Annotated in this window: 13 protein-coding genes; 4 read left to right on the top strand and 9 right to left on the bottom strand. The window is 35.6% G+C overall.

The window, feature by feature from the left end; all coding sequences use genetic code 11:
* Positions 1-163: 163 nt before the first annotated feature.
* Positions 164-547: a DUF423 domain-containing protein gene (locus tag CGC48_RS07440; protein ID WP_098029079.1), complete on the top strand. Its 384-nt coding sequence runs from the start codon at positions 164-166 to the stop codon at positions 545-547.
* 68 nt (positions 548-615) lie between these two features.
* On the opposite strand, the gene CGC48_RS07435 is transcribed toward CGC48_RS07440, so the two are convergent.
* The 9 genes from CGC48_RS07435 to CGC48_RS07395 form a co-directional block, all read right to left on the bottom strand.
* A complete protein-coding gene (locus tag CGC48_RS07435) occupies positions 616-1,818 on the bottom strand; it encodes a quinol:cytochrome C oxidoreductase (protein ID WP_098029078.1) in 1,203 nt (400 codons plus the stop codon).
* 26 nt (positions 1,819-1,844) lie between these two features.
* The gene (locus CGC48_RS07430) at positions 1,845-2,414 is read right to left on the bottom strand and encodes a c-type cytochrome (RefSeq protein ID WP_098029077.1); all 570 of its coding nucleotides are present in this window, start codon (positions 2,412-2,414) and stop codon (positions 1,845-1,847) included.
* Positions 2,415-2,419: 5 nt separating this feature from the next.
* The gene (locus tag CGC48_RS07425) at positions 2,420-2,944 is read right to left on the bottom strand and encodes a DUF3341 domain-containing protein (RefSeq protein ID WP_098029076.1); all 525 of its coding nucleotides are present in this window, start codon (positions 2,942-2,944) and stop codon (positions 2,420-2,422) included.
* Positions 2,937-4,343, bottom strand: a complete 1,407-nt coding sequence (gene nrfD, locus CGC48_RS07420) for an NrfD/PsrC family molybdoenzyme membrane anchor subunit (RefSeq protein WP_018278831.1) — start codon at positions 4,341-4,343, stop codon at positions 2,937-2,939. Before nrfD ends, CGC48_RS07425 begins: the two co-directional genes overlap by 8 nt.
* Before the next feature lie 76 nt (positions 4,344-4,419).
* Positions 4,420-4,851 carry a SlyB protein gene (locus CGC48_RS07415; RefSeq protein WP_098029075.1) on the bottom strand — a complete coding sequence of 144 codons (432 nt, stop codon included), beginning with the start codon at positions 4,849-4,851 and terminating at the stop codon, positions 4,420-4,422.
* A gap of 5 nt (positions 4,852-4,856) precedes the next feature.
* Positions 4,857-7,931, bottom strand: a complete 3,075-nt coding sequence (locus CGC48_RS07410) for a TAT-variant-translocated molybdopterin oxidoreductase (protein WP_098029074.1) — start codon at positions 7,929-7,931, stop codon at positions 4,857-4,859.
* Positions 7,932-7,970: 39 nt separating this feature from the next.
* Positions 7,971-9,284, bottom strand: coding sequence for a c-type cytochrome (locus tag CGC48_RS07405; RefSeq protein WP_198537132.1), 1,314 nt, complete (start codon positions 9,282-9,284; stop codon positions 7,971-7,973).
* Between the two features lie 289 nt (positions 9,285-9,573).
* Positions 9,574-10,173, bottom strand: coding sequence for a peroxiredoxin-like family protein (locus tag CGC48_RS07400; RefSeq protein WP_232780476.1), 600 nt, complete (start codon positions 10,171-10,173; stop codon positions 9,574-9,576).
* 23 nt (positions 10,174-10,196) lie between these two features.
* The gene (locus tag CGC48_RS07395; RefSeq protein ID WP_098029073.1) at positions 10,197-11,825 is read right to left on the bottom strand and encodes an acyl-CoA carboxylase subunit beta; all 1,629 of its coding nucleotides are present in this window, start codon (positions 11,823-11,825) and stop codon (positions 10,197-10,199) included.
* Positions 11,826-12,039: 214 nt separating this feature from the next.
* Between CGC48_RS07395 and CGC48_RS07390 the strand changes: the two genes are divergently transcribed.
* From CGC48_RS07390 to CGC48_RS07380, 3 genes are all read left to right on the top strand, one after another.
* Complete coding sequence (locus CGC48_RS07390) at positions 12,040-13,797, top strand: right-handed parallel beta-helix repeat-containing protein (protein ID WP_098029072.1); 1,758 nt, start codon at positions 12,040-12,042, stop codon at positions 13,795-13,797.
* 175 nt (positions 13,798-13,972) lie between these two features.
* Positions 13,973-14,962 carry an SDR family oxidoreductase gene (locus CGC48_RS07385; protein WP_098029071.1) on the top strand — a complete coding sequence of 330 codons (990 nt, stop codon included), beginning with the start codon at positions 13,973-13,975 and terminating at the stop codon, positions 14,960-14,962.
* Between the two features lie 43 nt (positions 14,963-15,005).
* Entirely contained in the window at positions 15,006-16,289 is a 1,284-nt protein-coding gene (locus CGC48_RS07380) for a nucleotide sugar dehydrogenase (RefSeq protein ID WP_098029070.1), read from the top strand.
* The last annotated feature ends 32 nt before the right edge of the window (positions 16,290-16,321 follow it).

Below are 16,321 nucleotides of genomic sequence, written 5' to 3'. Positions count from 1 at the left end.
ATTTTAGAAAATGCTTCGCAAAGTTAAATTTTCTTCAGTAAATCTCAAAAGAAAACAGAAATATGTTTTGTTTTACACAAAAAAAAGAATTTCCTATAAAAGAATCTAACAAATATAAAAAAATAACGTAGATTTGCCCTATAACCAGTTATATAGAATACAAATGAAAAAGAAAATTATTATTACTGCACTTTTATTAGGAGTAACTTCTATCATTTTAGGAGCATTCGGAGCACATTCACTAAAAAAGCATCTTTCACAAGAGGCTCTTGTTAGTTTTGAAGTGGGAGTTCGTTATCAGATGTACCACGCCTTGTTTTTGTTATTTTTAGCTTCAATTGAAGGAATATCAATCAAACTAAAGAAATCAGCTTTTATAGTAACAGTATTAGGAGTGTTATTTTTCTCTGGTTCTATCTACTTATTAGCTACAAAAAGCATCACTTTTATTGATATTTCATCATTTGCACTCATAACTCCTTTTGGAGGTTTGCTTTTGATGCTTGGTTGGATTCTTTTATTGATTGCTTTCATAAAGAAAAAATAAATGTAAAAAAACAAAAGCCATAGTAATTCTATGGCTTTATTTTTTATAATTCATCATTACTAATTTAATTAATAATGAAAATGTTTACTTTCTTCAATTAGTGGATGACGTTTCGCCAATAAAGGAGCTTTTGTCAAAGATGTAAATACCACGAAGATAAAAAACCCTAAAAAGAATAACACCGCCGAAATTTCGGTAATTCCTATGCTCCATTGGTCACCTACTGTTGCAGGCATAATCATAATATAGAAATCAATATAATGTCCTACCAATATTAAAACTCCTGCTGTAAACACCAACCAGCCAATTCGTTTATAATCTGTATTAATCAGTAACAACAAAGGCAACACAAAATTAAAAGCTAACATTCCGAAAAATATTTCTTTATAATCTCTAATACGAGCAACATAGTAAACCGTTTCTTCCGAAATATCCGAATACCAAATCAATAAAAATTGGGAAAACCATAAATATGTCCAGAAAATCGAAAGTCCAAACATAAATTTAGCCAAATCGTGCAAGTGACTGCTATTTACGTATTCTAAGTATCCTCTGCTTTTCAAATAAATCGTAATCATCGCAATTACAGTTATAGCTGACACAAAGAAACTTGCAAACACGTACCATCCAAACAACGTACTGAACCAGTGCGGATCAACACTCATAATCCAATCCCAAGACATCATTGACTCTGTTACCAAGAAGAATACTAAAAATCCTGCAGATAGTTTGAAATTCTTCACAAAATTCCTATCGTCAGTAGCTGTATCTTGCGCTATGGACAACTTTCTTGAAAAATGGCGATACAGCACCCAGCCTAACATATAAAATGCAGCACGTGCCAAAAAGAAAGGAACATTTAAGTATCCTTGTTTTCCTTGTAGTAGAGCATCGTGAGCCACAACACTTTCATCCATCCAAACAAAAAGATGATTCAGATGCATTCCTGAAAGTACTAACAAAGTAAAAACTATTAATACACCTGGGAATAAGTAAGCTGTAATTGCTTCCATAACACGGAAAAGAACTGGCGACCAACCCGCCTGAGCAGCTCTGTTTATAGCGTAAAAAGCCAACACTCCTAAAGAGATAAGCATAAAGAAAAGAGCAGCAACATATACTGCAGCCCAAGGCTTGTTGTGCAACATATGTAAAATATGTTCATCTTCGGCTGTATGTGGAACTGTCAAGAAACCTACTACAACTCCTATAATTCCTACAACCATAAGAATGATAGAGGTGATTTTTAATTTATTTGAAAATGTGTACATAATCTAATATCTTTCTTTTTAGGAAATTATTTTACTAACTCGTCACGTAATTTCTCAACATAAAGAGCTACCTGCCAACGTTCTTTCTCGTTGATTTGTGAAGCATAAGACCCCATTGCATTAAGCCCATAATAAATCACGTGATACGTACCCCCTTGTGTAATAACACGATTTTTATCTCCGTAACTTGGTACTCCTGCGAATTTTCCTCTTTCTACCAAAATACCTTTTCCGTTTCCTTCTGCTCCGTGGCAGACAGCACAATAAATATCATACAAAGCCTTACCCGCCTCTGTATTTGAAGTTATGTTAAGCGAATCGGCTAACAAAGGATTTTTTAACTCCTCCTTAGCAAGAAGCAAACCTGCTGATGTATCAGGATAATCATAAGGTTTCCAACCACGTTTAATACTTCCTTGTGCAGGTAGTTGGGCTTGCATACTATCCTTAAAAGCTACCGATTCCTGATATGTTTCATAACCAACACTTTCATACATATTGGGCATAAACTGATAGTTCGGCTCACGTTTGTTAAAGCAAGATACTAAAAGTAAAGATACACTGCTGAATAAAGCTATTTTCACTATATTTTTCATATCTCCTATTTTTCTGCTATTTTTATTTCAACAGCTCCTGTTTCTTTCAAAAGTGTTGTTACATCTCCTATACTATTTTCTGTCACAGCAACTTCCATCAAAAAATGGTTATCTGTAGTTCTTACGTCTGGATTTTCTGCTTCTTTAAATGGCCACAACTTACTTCTTAAATAGAAAGTAATTACCATTAAGTGAGCTGCAAAAAAGACAGTCATTTCAAACATCACAGGGACGAACGCTGGCATATTTTGCAAAAACGTCATACTTGGCTTACCCCCAATATCTTGCGGCCAATCCTCAATCATAATAAAATTAACCATCAAAGCTGCCACTGTTAGCCCTATACAGCCATAAATAAATGATGCAATAGCAATTCTGGTAGGCTTCAACCCCATAGCCTTATCCAAACCGTGAACAGGAAAAGGTGTGTAAATTTCTGCAATATGATGATTTTTAGCTCTAACTTTTTTCACGGCATCCATCAGGACATCATCATCATTGTATAATGCTTGTATTACTTTATTACTCATTGTGGTTGTGGTTAGAATTATTATCTCTTAATTTTTTATATTTCTCTCCCGATGATTTCAAGATTGATTTTACTTCTGCCTGTGCAATTACAGGGAACGTACGAGCATACAACAAGAACAACACAAAGAAGAAACCAATTGTACCAATGTAAATACCAATATCTACAAAAGTTGGTGAAAACATTGTCCAAGATGAAGGTAAGTAATCTCTGTGCAAAGAAGTTACAATAATTACAAAACGCTCAAACCACATTCCTACATTCACCACCAATGAAATGATGAAAGAGAACATTATACTTCTACGTGCCTTTTTTATCCACATAAATTGTGGTGAAAACACGTTACATGTCATCATCATCCAGTAAGCCCAAGCATACGGACCAGTAGCACGATTCAAGAACGCATATTGCTCATACTCAACCCCCGAGTACCACGCAACAAATAATTCTGTTATGTAAGCACAGCCAACTATCGAACCCGTGATCATAATCACAATGTTCATAAGCTCAATGTGTTGGATAGTTATATAATCCTCGAAATTACAAACCTTTCTCATAATGATAAGGAGCGTATTTACCATCGCAAACCCTGAAAAAATAGCCCCAGCAACAAAGTAAGGCGGGAAAATAGTAGTATGCCAACCTGGAATTACTGATGTAGCAAAGTCAAATGATACGATAGTGTGTACAGAAAGTACTAGTGGGGTAGCTAAACCTGCAAGTACCAACGATACTTCCTCAAAACGTTGCCAATCTTTAGCACGACCACTCCAACCAAAACTCACCAAACTGTATATTTTCTTTTGGAATGGCTTTACAGCACGGTCACGAAGCATCGCAAAATCAGGTAATAATCCTGTCCACCAGAATACCAGAGACACTGATAGATATGTTGAAATTGCAAATACGTCCCACAATAGCGGAGAGTTAAAGTTTACCCATAACGACCCAAACTGATTTGGAATAGGCATAACCCAATATCCCAACCAAGGACGCCCCATATGTATGATTGGAAACAAACCTGCTTGTACTACTGAGAAAATTGTCATAGCCTCAGCCGAACGGTTAATCGCCATTCTCCACTTTTGTCTGAATAAAAGTAGTACTGCAGAAATTAACGTCCCAGCGTGACCGATACCCACCCACCATACAAAGTTTGTGATATCCCAAGCCCAACCAACTGTTTTATTCAATCCCCAAGTACCAATACCTACTGATACTGTGTAAATCATACTGCCCAAGCCCCAAAGGAAAGCGACCAAAGAAATGGAAAAAACTATCCACCACATCTTATTTGCCTTACCTTCCACAGGACGAGCAATATCAACAGTTACATCGTGATAAGTTTTATCGCCCGTTACCAAGGGTTTTCGTATAGGTGCTTCGTAATGCGATGCCATACTTATTATTAAATATTTAAAAATTAAACTTTTTACTTGATTTTTTCAGAAAATATTATCCATTAGGCAAAAACAACTACTTTTCTTCCTTATTATCAACAAACTCAATTTGCTTATTAAGCCCATCGATTTTTCGTTGAACTTTTTCAATTTTTCGTTGAATCTTCTGCATTTTCTTATTACTTTTCGCCAAATTACGATTCGCTTTTTCTGCTCTTTTCAAAGCTCGACGAGCTTGTTTTGCATCTTTAGCTGATGACGAACCCGCCTCGGCAGATGTAAAATCAGATGTTTTCTTATCCGCTCTGCTATTAACTTTATCAACATCAGACTTCAAGCCCTCGTTTTCTATACGACTTTTCTCAAGTTCTATCTTTAGGCTATTTAGCTCTGTGTTAAGTTTTAATATCTCCTCTTTTGCTTTGAGACGTTTTAACTCAGGAGACTTAGTTCCTCCACAAGAAACCAATAAAAAAGATAAAACGTATATTAAAATGTATTTATTCATCAAAATTAAATTTCTGCTGTATTTCTTACTTTTACTTGATAAACCACATTAGGTCTTGTTCCAATATGTTCTAACAAATGATAAGCTCTGTCATCGGTAACCAATTTAGCTATTTCACTGTTTTTCTCATTAATGTCACCAAACACCATCGCTCCAGTTCCGCAAGCTGCCGAACAAGCACACGCGTTATTAAACTCCCCTTCACGAACTGCACGTCCCTCATTTTTAGCTTTAAGAATAACAGCTTGTGTTTGTTGGATACAGAACGAACATTTTTCCATTACCCCACGCGAACGAACCACAACATCAGGATTCAATACCATTCTTCCTAAATCGTTATTCATATGGAAGTCAAACTCATCATTGTTGTTGTACAAGAACCAGTTAAAACGACGAACCTTGTACGGACAGTTATTGGCACAATAACGAGTTCCTACACAACGATTGTAAGCCATATGATTTTGTCCTTGACGACCGTGAGATGTTGCAGCAACAGGGCAAACTGTCTCGCAAGGAGCGTGGTTACAATGTTGACACATCACTGGCTGAAAAGCAACCTGAGGATTTTCTGAAGCTATCTCCATCTCTCCATAGGTAGAAAGTGCAGCTCCCAACCCTTTAATGTTGTTTTTTGTGTTAAGGTCACCTGCAAAAGTTTCATCAGAAGAATAATATCGGTCAATTCGCAACCAATGCATATCTCTTGAACGTCTCACCTCTTCTTTACCTACTACAGGCACATTATTCTCCGCGTGACAAGCAATTACACAAGCTCCACAACCTGTACAAGCATTCAAATCTATTGAAAGATTGAAATGATGTCCTGACGAGCGATCAAAAGACTCCCAAAGGGATATACTTGAAGCCAGAACTTCTTTATGATCCAATGAAACTACTGGCTTTTTATTCCATTCCTCAGCTGGTTTAGTATTAAATTCCTCCAAAGTAGTTTCTTTGAGGATATCTCCACGTCCCATCAGAGTATTATGTAGCTGAATACAAGCAAATTCGTGCGTACCATCTACTTTTGTAATATCTTCAACTTTCTGTACGTTATTGAAGTTATGATAAAGCGGATAAGCATTCACGCCTACCTGCATTTCTTTCTTCATACCCTCTACTCTACCATAGCCAAAAGCTAACCCTAACGAACCTTTAGCTTGACCAGGCTGGATTAATACAGGAACTTTTAAACTAACTCCGTTTACAGTAATTTTAACGTAATCCCCGTCTAATGCACCCGTTGCTACGTGCCAGTTTTTAACACCCAATTGCTTAGCATCAGCTGCTGACATTGTTACGTAATTATCCCAAGTGGTTCTTGTTATTGGGTCTGGAAGTTCTTGTAACCAAGGATTGTTGGCTTGTTGTCCATCTCCTATTCCCACTTTTGTATATAAGGTAAGCTCAAACCCTTTGGATTCAGATTTGGCTAAGTTTGTAATTAATTCACTAACAGACACTTCATTTTTAGAAAGAGATTCTCCTTCAGCAGGAATTGCAAAAGACCCATCGTGTAAAGCCTGATTCCATTTTGCTGAACCCAAGATATTTGCTGTCCAGTATTCTTTTACGAAATCATAGTATGTTTTATCCGAACCTGACCATTTCAACAAAGCATCTTGTAACTGACGAGTGTCAAATAATGGACGAATTGTTGGCTGTGTCAGTGCATAATATCCTTTCTTCAACTCTACATCACCCCAAGATTCCAAGTAATGTGGAGTAGCAGCTATATAATTCGTTTTGATAGCGGTTTCATCAGCTTTCATTGAAAAAGAAACTGAAAATTCTACTTTTTCTAAAGCTTTTGCAAACTCAGAAGCATTAGGAAAAGTATATAACGGATTAATGTTATTGATAACTAACGCTCCTACATTTCCAGCATTCATATCAGAAACTAACTGCTTTAACTCTGCTAAGTTCCCTTTTCTTGTTAATATAGGAGACTGAGGATTAAAGGATTCACTTCCCAATTTCTCATTTATCTCCAAAACTAACAACTGTGCATCTTCATCTTGAATTCCAGTAACTACCACGGCTTTTGTCCCAGCCTTTTTAACCTGAAGTGCTGCTTTTTTAACTGCTTCTTCTACGTTCTCTGGCAGATTTCCTGCGACAGAAGTACCCATTAAGTACTCATAAAATTTAGCTAAAGCTACCTTTTGTTGCGATGGTGTAACAGGGACACGTTTGTCGGCATTAGCACCCGATAACGTCATATTTGCTTCAAACTGAATATGTCGTGACATTTTTCCTTTCGCAGGAATACGTCCTTTAGCATATCCACTTTCGAAACCTCCTCCTTGCCAATCAGCAATAAAATCTGCCCCAAATGAAACAATTACATCAGCTTTAGCAAAATCATAATCGGCCATTGCACGAATATTGTACTTTTTCGCAAAAGCATTTAGTGTGGCTTCCTCTGAGATGGCATCATATTCAACTAATTTTAATGTTGGATATTTTTCTTTAAGATTTTCTATCAGTTTATATGTGGAAGGACTCGCCAAAGTATGGCTCAGAACAACAACTTGTTTTCCATTCTGTGTAGCTTTTTCGAAAGCTTTTATTGCTTCAGCATCTAAATTTGACCAAGAGATAGAATTTCCTCCCTTAGCAATAGGATTTTTAACTCGTAAATTATCATACAAGCTTAAAACAGAAGCCATTACCCTTGCATTGGCATCACAATGTGATTTTGCCTCACGATTATGTTCAATCAGAATAGGACGTCCTTCACGGGTTTTAACTAAAATACTTGCAAAATCAAACCCATCAGCTATGGTAGTTGCATAATAATCAGCTACTCCCGGACGAATTTGCTCAGGTAGAACCACATAAGGAACTGCCTTATGTACAGGTCCCTCACAAGCAGCTAAGGTAGCAGCAGCTGTAGTAAAACCTACATATTTTAAGAAATCACGACGCGAAGTTGATGACGACTCCAAAATTGCCTTATCACCTAAAAACTCATCAACAGGAATTTCTTCCACAAACTCATTCTGTTTCAGTGTATCTAAGACTGAATTTTCACTAAGTTCTTCTACACTTTTCCAGTACTTTTTGTTTGATGCCATAGTTATAATCTGAAATTTAACTCTTTAATAATAATTGAATTAGTAGTGACACTTACCACACTCTAAACCTCCTAACTGAGCGATAGTAAGTTTCTCTACATTAAGTTTTTTAGCAAGTTCAGCGTGAACTTCCTTATAATTCTGGTAATATCCATTTTCGGTATTAACCTCTGTTTTTCTGTGACAATCCACACACCAGCCCATTGTTAATGGAGCGTGTTGATGAACGATTTCCATTTCTTCCACCTTTCCGTGACAAGTTTGGCATTCAAGTCCCGCTACGTTAACGTGTTGTGAGTGATTGAAATACGCAAAATCAGGCAAATTGTGAATTCGAACCCAACGAACTGGTTTAGTTTTTCCTGTATAAGTAAATGTTTTCTCGTCCCACCCCACAGCTTCATACAACTTTTTAATTTCATTGGTATAAAATTCACGTGTATAGCCATTTGCTAAATCTTCAGCTCCTTTATATTCTGATATTGTTTCGTGACAATTCATACAAACATTTAACGAAGGAATACCTGCTGTTTTTGATACACGTGCAGCAGAGTGGCAGAACTTACAATCAATTTGATTATCACCAGCGTGAATCTTGTGTGAATAGTGTATTGGCTGAATTGGCTCATATCCTTGATTTACATCAATTTGCATTAAATAACCAAAGATAGCATACGTTGAACCAAACAAAAGCACCAACACAGTCATTACAACCAAAAATGGATTATCTGCGAATGCTTTTGAAAGAAGCCCTTCTTTACGTTTTGCAAACTCTTCAGCTGAAATGTCCCCATTCGCAATAATTCTTGATGCATTCCCCAGAACAAACAAAATCACGAACAATGCTATTAAAAGCACTGTTATTCCTATAATAGCAGTAACATATGTAACCGATTTTTCTTTCGCTACTTCAGGATTCTCAACAACAACTTGCGGAACTTCCTCTTCAACAACTTCCTGCACTGCAGGAGGATTTGCTGTGTAAGCTAAAATATCCTCTATATCCTGATGTGAAAGAATTCCTTCATAAGGAGCCATCGGAACTTGATTAAATTCCTCGAATATAGCTTTTGCGTCAGCGTCACCTGAAGCGATTAACGCCGCACTATTGTTAATCCATTTATGAAGCCACTCATTAGTTCTTCTATCTGTTACACCTCCTAAAGCAGGACCAATTGTGCGTTTATCCAACTGGTGACAAGCCATACAGTTGGTTTTAAATAAGGTTTCTCCTTTTACAGGATCACCCTGAACCACACCTTCCTGAGCTAAAACTGAAGTTGAAAATAACAACATCAGTAAAAAGCTAAAAATACTGATATTCAAAAATTTATGGTTTTTAACCTTTTTCATATTAAAATATGTTATCTACTATTTCCTAATTGAACGCTCTGATAAACTGATTTATTCAAGTGACAAAAATAGAACATCTTAGGAATATACAAAAAAACTTATTTCTTTTAAAGTTAATTTATATAAGTTCTAAATAAAAGACATTTTACAGTACTCACAAAGTTAATTTCAATGATTTTCAGTCAATTTACAATTTTTCTATAAAAAGAAAAAATTAGACTTAACAAATTTATCAACTTTTGATTTTTTTAACACTTTTATTTTCTTTGAATTTCGTTGTCAAAACTTCCTAACGAATTTTCTTGAGTTCCTCAATTACTTCTTCTGGATTTACACGTACTTTATAATCAGGATTTACAAAAGCATAACGTATATTCCCTTTTTTATCAATTATATAAGTAGCAGGAACAGGTAATTCAGAAGAATTGGTTCCATTTCGGCTGCTCAACTGTAAGGCTTGTTCGTAACGCTTTGCCGTTGTATCATCTAACTTAAAAACAACACCATACTTTCGAGCAATCTGATTATTAATATCAGTAAGTACTTCAAATTCAAGATTATTTTTTTCTTGAGTGGATAGACTATGATCTGGCAATTCAGGCGTAAGAGCTACCAAACTAGTATTCAACGACTTAAACTCTGGTAATTTCTCTTGTAACTGACTTAGAGCAACATTACAATAGGGACACCAACCACCTCTATACCAAGTTATTACTACATTTCCTTTCTCAAGAAGCGAATACAACGTAACCTCCTCTCCTTTAGCATTTTTCAAAGTAAAATCAATAGCTTTATCTCCTACCTTCAATGCTTTTGAAATATCCTGTGAATATAGAGACACAGACACCAAAAAAAGAATTCCTAAAAATATTTTCTTTACATTCATCATATTAAATATTTAAAAATTAATTATTATACTTGCAAAACTCCCAAGTTAAATGATTTTTCGATAGGAGCGTGATTGGCAGCCTCAATACCGATTGAAATCCATTTGCGGGTTTCGAGCGGGTCGATAATAGCATCTGTCCATAGTCGGGCGGCAGCATAGTATGGTGAAATCTGCTCATCATATTTTGATTTTATCTTATCGTACAACGCCTGTTCTTGCTCCTTACTAATTTCCTGACCTTTGCTTTTGAGTGAAGCAGTTTCAATTTGCAACAAAACTTTGGCAGCTTGATTTCCTCCCATCACAGCAATATTTCCACTATGCCACGAAACGATTAAACGCGGGTCGTATGCCTTTCCACACATCGCATAATTTCCTGCACCATAGGAATTTCCAACAACAATCGTGAATTTAGGCACCACTGAATTTGCCACTGCATTTACCATTTTCGCTCCATCTTTAATGATACCGCCGTGTTCAGATTTCGAACCCACCATAAAGCCCGTAACATCTTGCAGAAACACCAAAGGAATTTTCTTTTGATTGCAATTGGCTATAAATCGGGTGGCTTTATCGGCACTATCAGAATAAATTACTCCACCGAATTGCATTTCACCCTTTTTGGTTTTCACCACTTTACGCTGATTAGCAACAATTCCCACTGCCCAGCCATCAATTCGAGCGTATCCTGTGATGAGTGTTTGTCCGTAACCTGCTTTGTATTCATCAAATTCGGAATTATCTACCAGACGAAGAATAATTTCCATCATATCAAACTGTTCTGCCCGTGATTTAGGCAAAATACCATAAATTTCCTGAGGATTTTTCAGTGGTTTTTGAGCTTCAACACGATTAAAACCTGCTTTTTCATAAGCCCCGATTTTTGCCATCGTCCGTTTGATTCTATCCAACGCATCTTTGTCATCTTTGGCTTTAAAATCGGTCACTCCACTGATTTCACAATGTGTAGTGGCTCCACCAAGCGTTTCATTATCAATATCTTCCCCAATAGCTGCCTTTACCAAATAACTTCCTGCCAGAAAGATACTTCCTGTTTTATCCACAATTAGGGCTTCATCGCTCATAATGGGCAAATACGCTCCGCCAGCAACGCAACTTCCCATAACGGCTGCAATTTGTGTGATACCCATACTGCTCATTATCGCATTGTTACGAAAAATTCGTCCGAAATGTTCTTTGTCGGGGAAAATTTCGTCCTGCATTGGCAAATACACCCCAGCACTATCCACCAAGTAGATGATTGGTAAACGATTTTCGATGGCAATTTCTTGAGCACGAAGATTTTTCTTGCCCGTGATAGGAAACCAAGCTCCTGCCTTTACAGTAGCATCATTCGCTACCACAACACATTGTTTTCCTGACACATAGCCAATTACAACCACCACCCCAGCCGATGGGCAACCACCGTGTTCGGGATACATTCCTTCTCCTGCAAAAGCCCCTATCTCGATATGTTCTTTATCCTTATCTAACAGATATTCAATGCGTTCACGAGCGGATAACTTCCCTTGATGGTGTAATTTTTCAAGGCGTTTTTTACCACCGCCCTCTTTTACTTTAGCTAACCTTCTACGTAATTCACTTATTTCAAGCTTATTAAAATCTTCATTGATGTTAAATTGAACATCCATATTTTTACACTTTTTTAGGGGCGAAAATACAAAGAAAGATTTAAAATTAAGAGAAAAATAGAGACAAAATAGTGCAGAACCATAGAGTATTAAATCACATCTTGGTAGTCATCTAAATTATTGAAACTCATTTTATGAAATAGTATATGTCGTACATTTTGTTTTATTAAATAGTTTTACATATTTTTGCCCCAAGATCTAAACTAAATAGCAAATGAAAAAAAGAATTATTACTTCACTTTTATTTTTAGGAATCATCCCTATTATTGTTTTTGGAGGGAGTTCTTGTACTTTTGAGGACATCTTGGATCATTCTTCAGAAAAACGTAAAGAATTAGATAAGAACAATGAAAAATATGATTTTATAATTACCACTCAAAATGTAAAAGGAGATTTTAGAACGTTTTTTCAGAGCATTGTGGATAAACACTCAAACATTCTGATTAAGGACGGCACATATGACATTGAATTAATCAGTGAATATAGAGCTATAAAACCTAAAAATGGATGCACAATAACTTTTGAATCTAACGCAAAAATAAAAGTAAAACCAAACGGACTAGATATATATTCCGTGATAGATTTGAAATCAAAAAACAATGTTACCATTGTAAATCCAAATATCGAAGGAGACAAATATACCCATTTGGGAACCACTGGAGAATGGGGAAACGGAATAAATATAACTGATTGCAGCGATATTAAGATAGTAAACGCTCGTATCTCAAAAATGTGGGGAGATGGACTTTATATCAATAACGCTAAAAATGTAAAAATTCACAATCCTGTATTAGATGACAATAGACGTCAAGGTATTTCAATAATTTCTTGTGAAAACGTAGAAATACACTCACCTATAATATCTAATACATCTGGAACTTATCCTGCTTTTGGTATTGTTGTTGAACCAAACCAAAATGGGGAACATGTTAAAAATCTAAAAATCTACAATGCTATTTTTAGGAATAATGGTAAATTAAATGATGGAGGGAAATTTGAAGGAGATTTTGCTGGTTTTTGTTTATCCCCCCATCAAATAAGCAAAAAAAAGCCTACAAACCAAAAAGAATTTATTCCTACTACTTTTGACATAGAATTAATAAGCCCTATCTTCGAAGGGGATCAGTTACTTATTTCTGCCTCATCAGATCTTGTAAAAGGAAAACTAACTGTAAAAAACCCTGAATTTCGTGAATCCTATATATCAGCAGTATACATACTAAATCATCAATCTAATAATTTTGAAACAGAAATTGCAAATCCTTTATTTTATAATTGTGTAAAAAAAACGAATTTACTCTCTTCATATTTTATACCTATGCTTTTTAATTGTAATAAACAAGGCGTAAAAACTACAGGAAATAAAAATATTTCTATTAGAAATCCTCGTTTTATTGCTGACAAAAATGCAACTTTCAACAAAAATGCCATTCGCAATATCACTCCTAGCTCTTTCAGTGAAGACTTAAAAGATGTTAGAATTGAAAATTTAATCATAGATGGATATAGCATTCCTTTTTATAATCACAGCGGAATCTCTGACCCCAATTTATCCAATTTTTCAAACTTACATAGTAAATTCATCTTAACTATTAACACTGAAAAAAGCAAATTACCTAGTTTTGGCTTTTCGAGATGGAGTGATTTTGAAGTAGTTAAAAACCTAGATAAAACAATCGTAAACATTAACGAAAACACAATAGAAGCTCCTATTATATACTTAAATGACAACATCCCCATTTCTGGATTCGAACTATACTACGCTAACAATTCAACTAACAAAGTCCCTCTAAATTTAAACTTTGGAACGAAATCCACACTCACAAAAAAAACTATTCAAAGAGAAAAACAAAAACAACGATTATCAAGTAGCATTACAATTCCTCATGGTTCACACGTTACACTCATAAAAAAAGGAACTAATTTATGGGAAGTTGTAAACAAAAAATCATCGAGTAACATCCAATACTGATCAAGTAATTTAACAGACCTTATTGACAAGGTCTGTTTCTTTTTAGACCTTAAAAACTTCTTAAAAAAGACACAAAAACAAGTATTATCAAAATGTTAAATACTTTTCGATTTTAAAAAAACCTCGTATCTTTGCACGAAGCTTTAGAAAACGTAAAAATATAATTATAAAAACTATGCCTTTCAAAAAATTAATAGAAAAAAGAATTTTAGTTACTGGTGGAGCTGGCTTCATTGGGTCTAATCTTTCTGAAAAACTCTTGGAATTAGGTGCTATAGTAACTGTTTTAGACAACTTTGCTACAGGTCACAGACACAACATTGAACCATTTCTATCAAATAAAAACTTCACTTTAATTGAAGGTGACATTCGTGATTTAGAAACTTGCAGAAAAGCCTGTGAAGGACAAGAATTCGTATTGCATCAGGCAGCCTTAGGTTCAGTACCTCGTTCTATCAACGACCCTATTACAAGTAATGACGTAAATGTGGGAGGCTTTCTTAATATGCTTGTGGCAGCAAGAGATGCTGGAGTAAAACGTTTAGTTTACGCAGCAAGTTCCTCGACTTACGGAGATTCTAAATCATTACCTAAAGTAGAGGATGTAATTGGCAAACCACTTTCTCCTTACGCCATCACTAAATATGTGAATGAGCTATACGCTGATGTGTTCAAGCGTACTTATAATTTTGACACAATTGGACTTAGATATTTTAATGTTTTTGGAAGAAGACAAGACCCGAATGGAGCTTATGCCGCAGTAATTCCAAAGTTCGTCATTCAGTTAATGAATCACCAATCGCCAACAATTAACGGAGATGGAACCTATTCCCGTGATTTTACATACATAGATAACGTGATTCAGATGAATCTTCTAGCAATGGTTTCAGAAAACAATGACACTGTAAATCAAGTATATAACACAGCAGTAGGAGATAGAACTACCATTAAGGATATGGCTGAATTATTGAGAACATTTCTTGCTAAGTATGATCCGAAAATTGCAGAAGTAGAAATTCTAAATGGTCCAAATAGGTTAGGTGACGTACCTCACTCATTGGCTTCTATAGAAAAGGCACAAAAAAACTTAGGATATCAACCAACTCATAAGTTCGCTGAGGGACTAAAAGAAGCGGTAGATTGGTATTGGAAAAATTTAAAATAATTCAAATAAAGAAACTTAAAATTCATTAATAAAAAGTAAGAAAATGAAACACAAAATAGCTGTTATCGGTTTAGGTTATGTTGGATTGCCTTTGGCAAGGCTTTTTGCTACAAAATATCCAGTAGTTGGTTTTGACATCAATAAAGAAAGAGTTGAAAAACTTAACGGAGGACACGATGATACTTTGGAAGTTTCTGATGAGTTGCTTCAATCTGCATTGGTAAAAGAGAACCCTTTCAACAGTAATACCAATGGACTTCTATGTTCTGCCGAGTTACACGACATCAAAGACGCAAATATTTACATAATCACAGTTCCTACACCTGTTGACAAAAATAATCGACCTGTTTTAACTCCACTAGTAAAAGCGAGTGAAACAGTAGGAAAAGTTCTGAAAAAAGGAGACATTGTAGTATATGAATCAACTGTATACCCAGGAGCTACCGAAGAAGATTGTATCCCAGTTGTAGAAAAAACTTCAGGAATGAAATTCAATGTAGATTTCTTCGCGGGTTATTCTCCTGAGAGAATCAACCCAGGAGATAAAGAGCATACAGTAGAAAAGATTTTGAAGGTAACCTCGGGTTCTACTCCAGAAATAGGGAGAATCGTGGACGATATTTACAAGTCTGTAATCACTGCTGGAACGCACCTAGCTCCTACTATCAAGGTTGCTGAAGCGGCTAAAGTGATTGAAAATTCACAACGTGATATCAATATTGCTTTTGTTAATGAATTGGCTAAAATATTCAACTTAATGGATATTGACACACACGCTGTTTTAGCTGCTGCTGGTACGAAGTGGAACTTTTTACCTTTCAAACCAGGATTAGTTGGTGGACATTGCATTGGAGTTGACCCTTATTATTTGGCACAAAAAGCTCAAGAGTATGGCTACCATCCAGAAATTATTCTAGCAGGAAGAAGGTTGAATGACTCAATGGGGAAATATGTTGCTGAAGAGGTTGTGAAAACTATGATTAAAAAGAACATCAACGTAAATGGTGCCGAAGTACTAATGTTGGGAGTTACTTTTAAGGAAAATTGTCCTGATGTTAGAAATACTAAAATTGTGGATGTAGTTGCCGCTTTGGAGGATTTTGGTGTAAAAGTGACTATTTTTGACCCTTGGGCGAATCCTGAAGAAGTTAAACACGAATATGGCGTTGAAAGCTCACAAAAACTATCTTCTAAAAAGTTTGATGCCATTGTATTAGGTGTGGCTCACAAGGAATTTAAAGAAGTAAACGTCGACTCTTTGAAAAAAGAGAATGCTATCGTTTACGATGTAAAAGGAATCTTAAAAGATTGTGATAAAAAGTTGTAATAAACTTTCTATTTTAAAAAAGTTAGTATAAG

This window comes from Capnocytophaga cynodegmi (genome assembly GCF_002302475.1).
Classification (GTDB): Bacteria; Bacteroidota; Bacteroidia; order Flavobacteriales; family Flavobacteriaceae; genus Capnocytophaga; species Capnocytophaga cynodegmi.
Note: the sequence above shows the minus strand (reverse complement) of the source record. Positions and strands in the feature narration are given on the sequence as shown.

Bases quoted from the DNA above. Each gene is read 5' to 3' on its own strand.
- CGC48_RS07440 (WP_098029079.1), top strand. From the start codon at position 164: ATGAAAAAGAAAATTATTATTACTGCACTTTTATTAGGAGTAACTTCT.
- CGC48_RS07435 (WP_098029078.1), bottom strand. From the start codon at position 1,818: ATGTACACATTTTCAAATAAATTAAAAATCACCTCTATCATTCTTATG.
- CGC48_RS07430 (WP_098029077.1), bottom strand. From the start codon at position 2,414: ATGAAAAATATAGTGAAAATAGCTTTATTCAGCAGTGTATCTTTACTT.
- CGC48_RS07425 (WP_098029076.1), bottom strand. From the start codon at position 2,944: ATGAGTAATAAAGTAATACAAGCATTATACAATGATGATGATGTCCTG.
- nrfD (WP_018278831.1), bottom strand. From the start codon at position 4,343: ATGGCATCGCATTACGAAGCACCTATACGAAAACCCTTGGTAACGGGC.
- CGC48_RS07415 (WP_098029075.1), bottom strand. From the start codon at position 4,851: ATGAATAAATACATTTTAATATACGTTTTATCTTTTTTATTGGTTTCT.
- CGC48_RS07410 (WP_098029074.1), bottom strand. From the start codon at position 7,931: ATGGCATCAAACAAAAAGTACTGGAAAAGTGTAGAAGAACTTAGTGAA.
- CGC48_RS07405 (WP_198537132.1), bottom strand. From the start codon at position 9,284: ATGAAAAAGGTTAAAAACCATAAATTTTTGAATATCAGTATTTTTAGC.
- CGC48_RS07400 (WP_232780476.1), bottom strand. From the start codon at position 10,173: ATGATGAATGTAAAGAAAATATTTTTAGGAATTCTTTTTTTGGTGTCT.
- CGC48_RS07395 (WP_098029073.1), bottom strand. From the start codon at position 11,825: ATGGATGTTCAATTTAACATCAATGAAGATTTTAATAAGCTTGAAATA.
- CGC48_RS07390 (WP_098029072.1), top strand. From the start codon at position 12,040: ATGAAAAAAAGAATTATTACTTCACTTTTATTTTTAGGAATCATCCCT.
- CGC48_RS07385 (WP_098029071.1), top strand. From the start codon at position 13,973: ATGCCTTTCAAAAAATTAATAGAAAAAAGAATTTTAGTTACTGGTGGA.
- CGC48_RS07380 (WP_098029070.1), top strand. From the start codon at position 15,006: ATGAAACACAAAATAGCTGTTATCGGTTTAGGTTATGTTGGATTGCCT.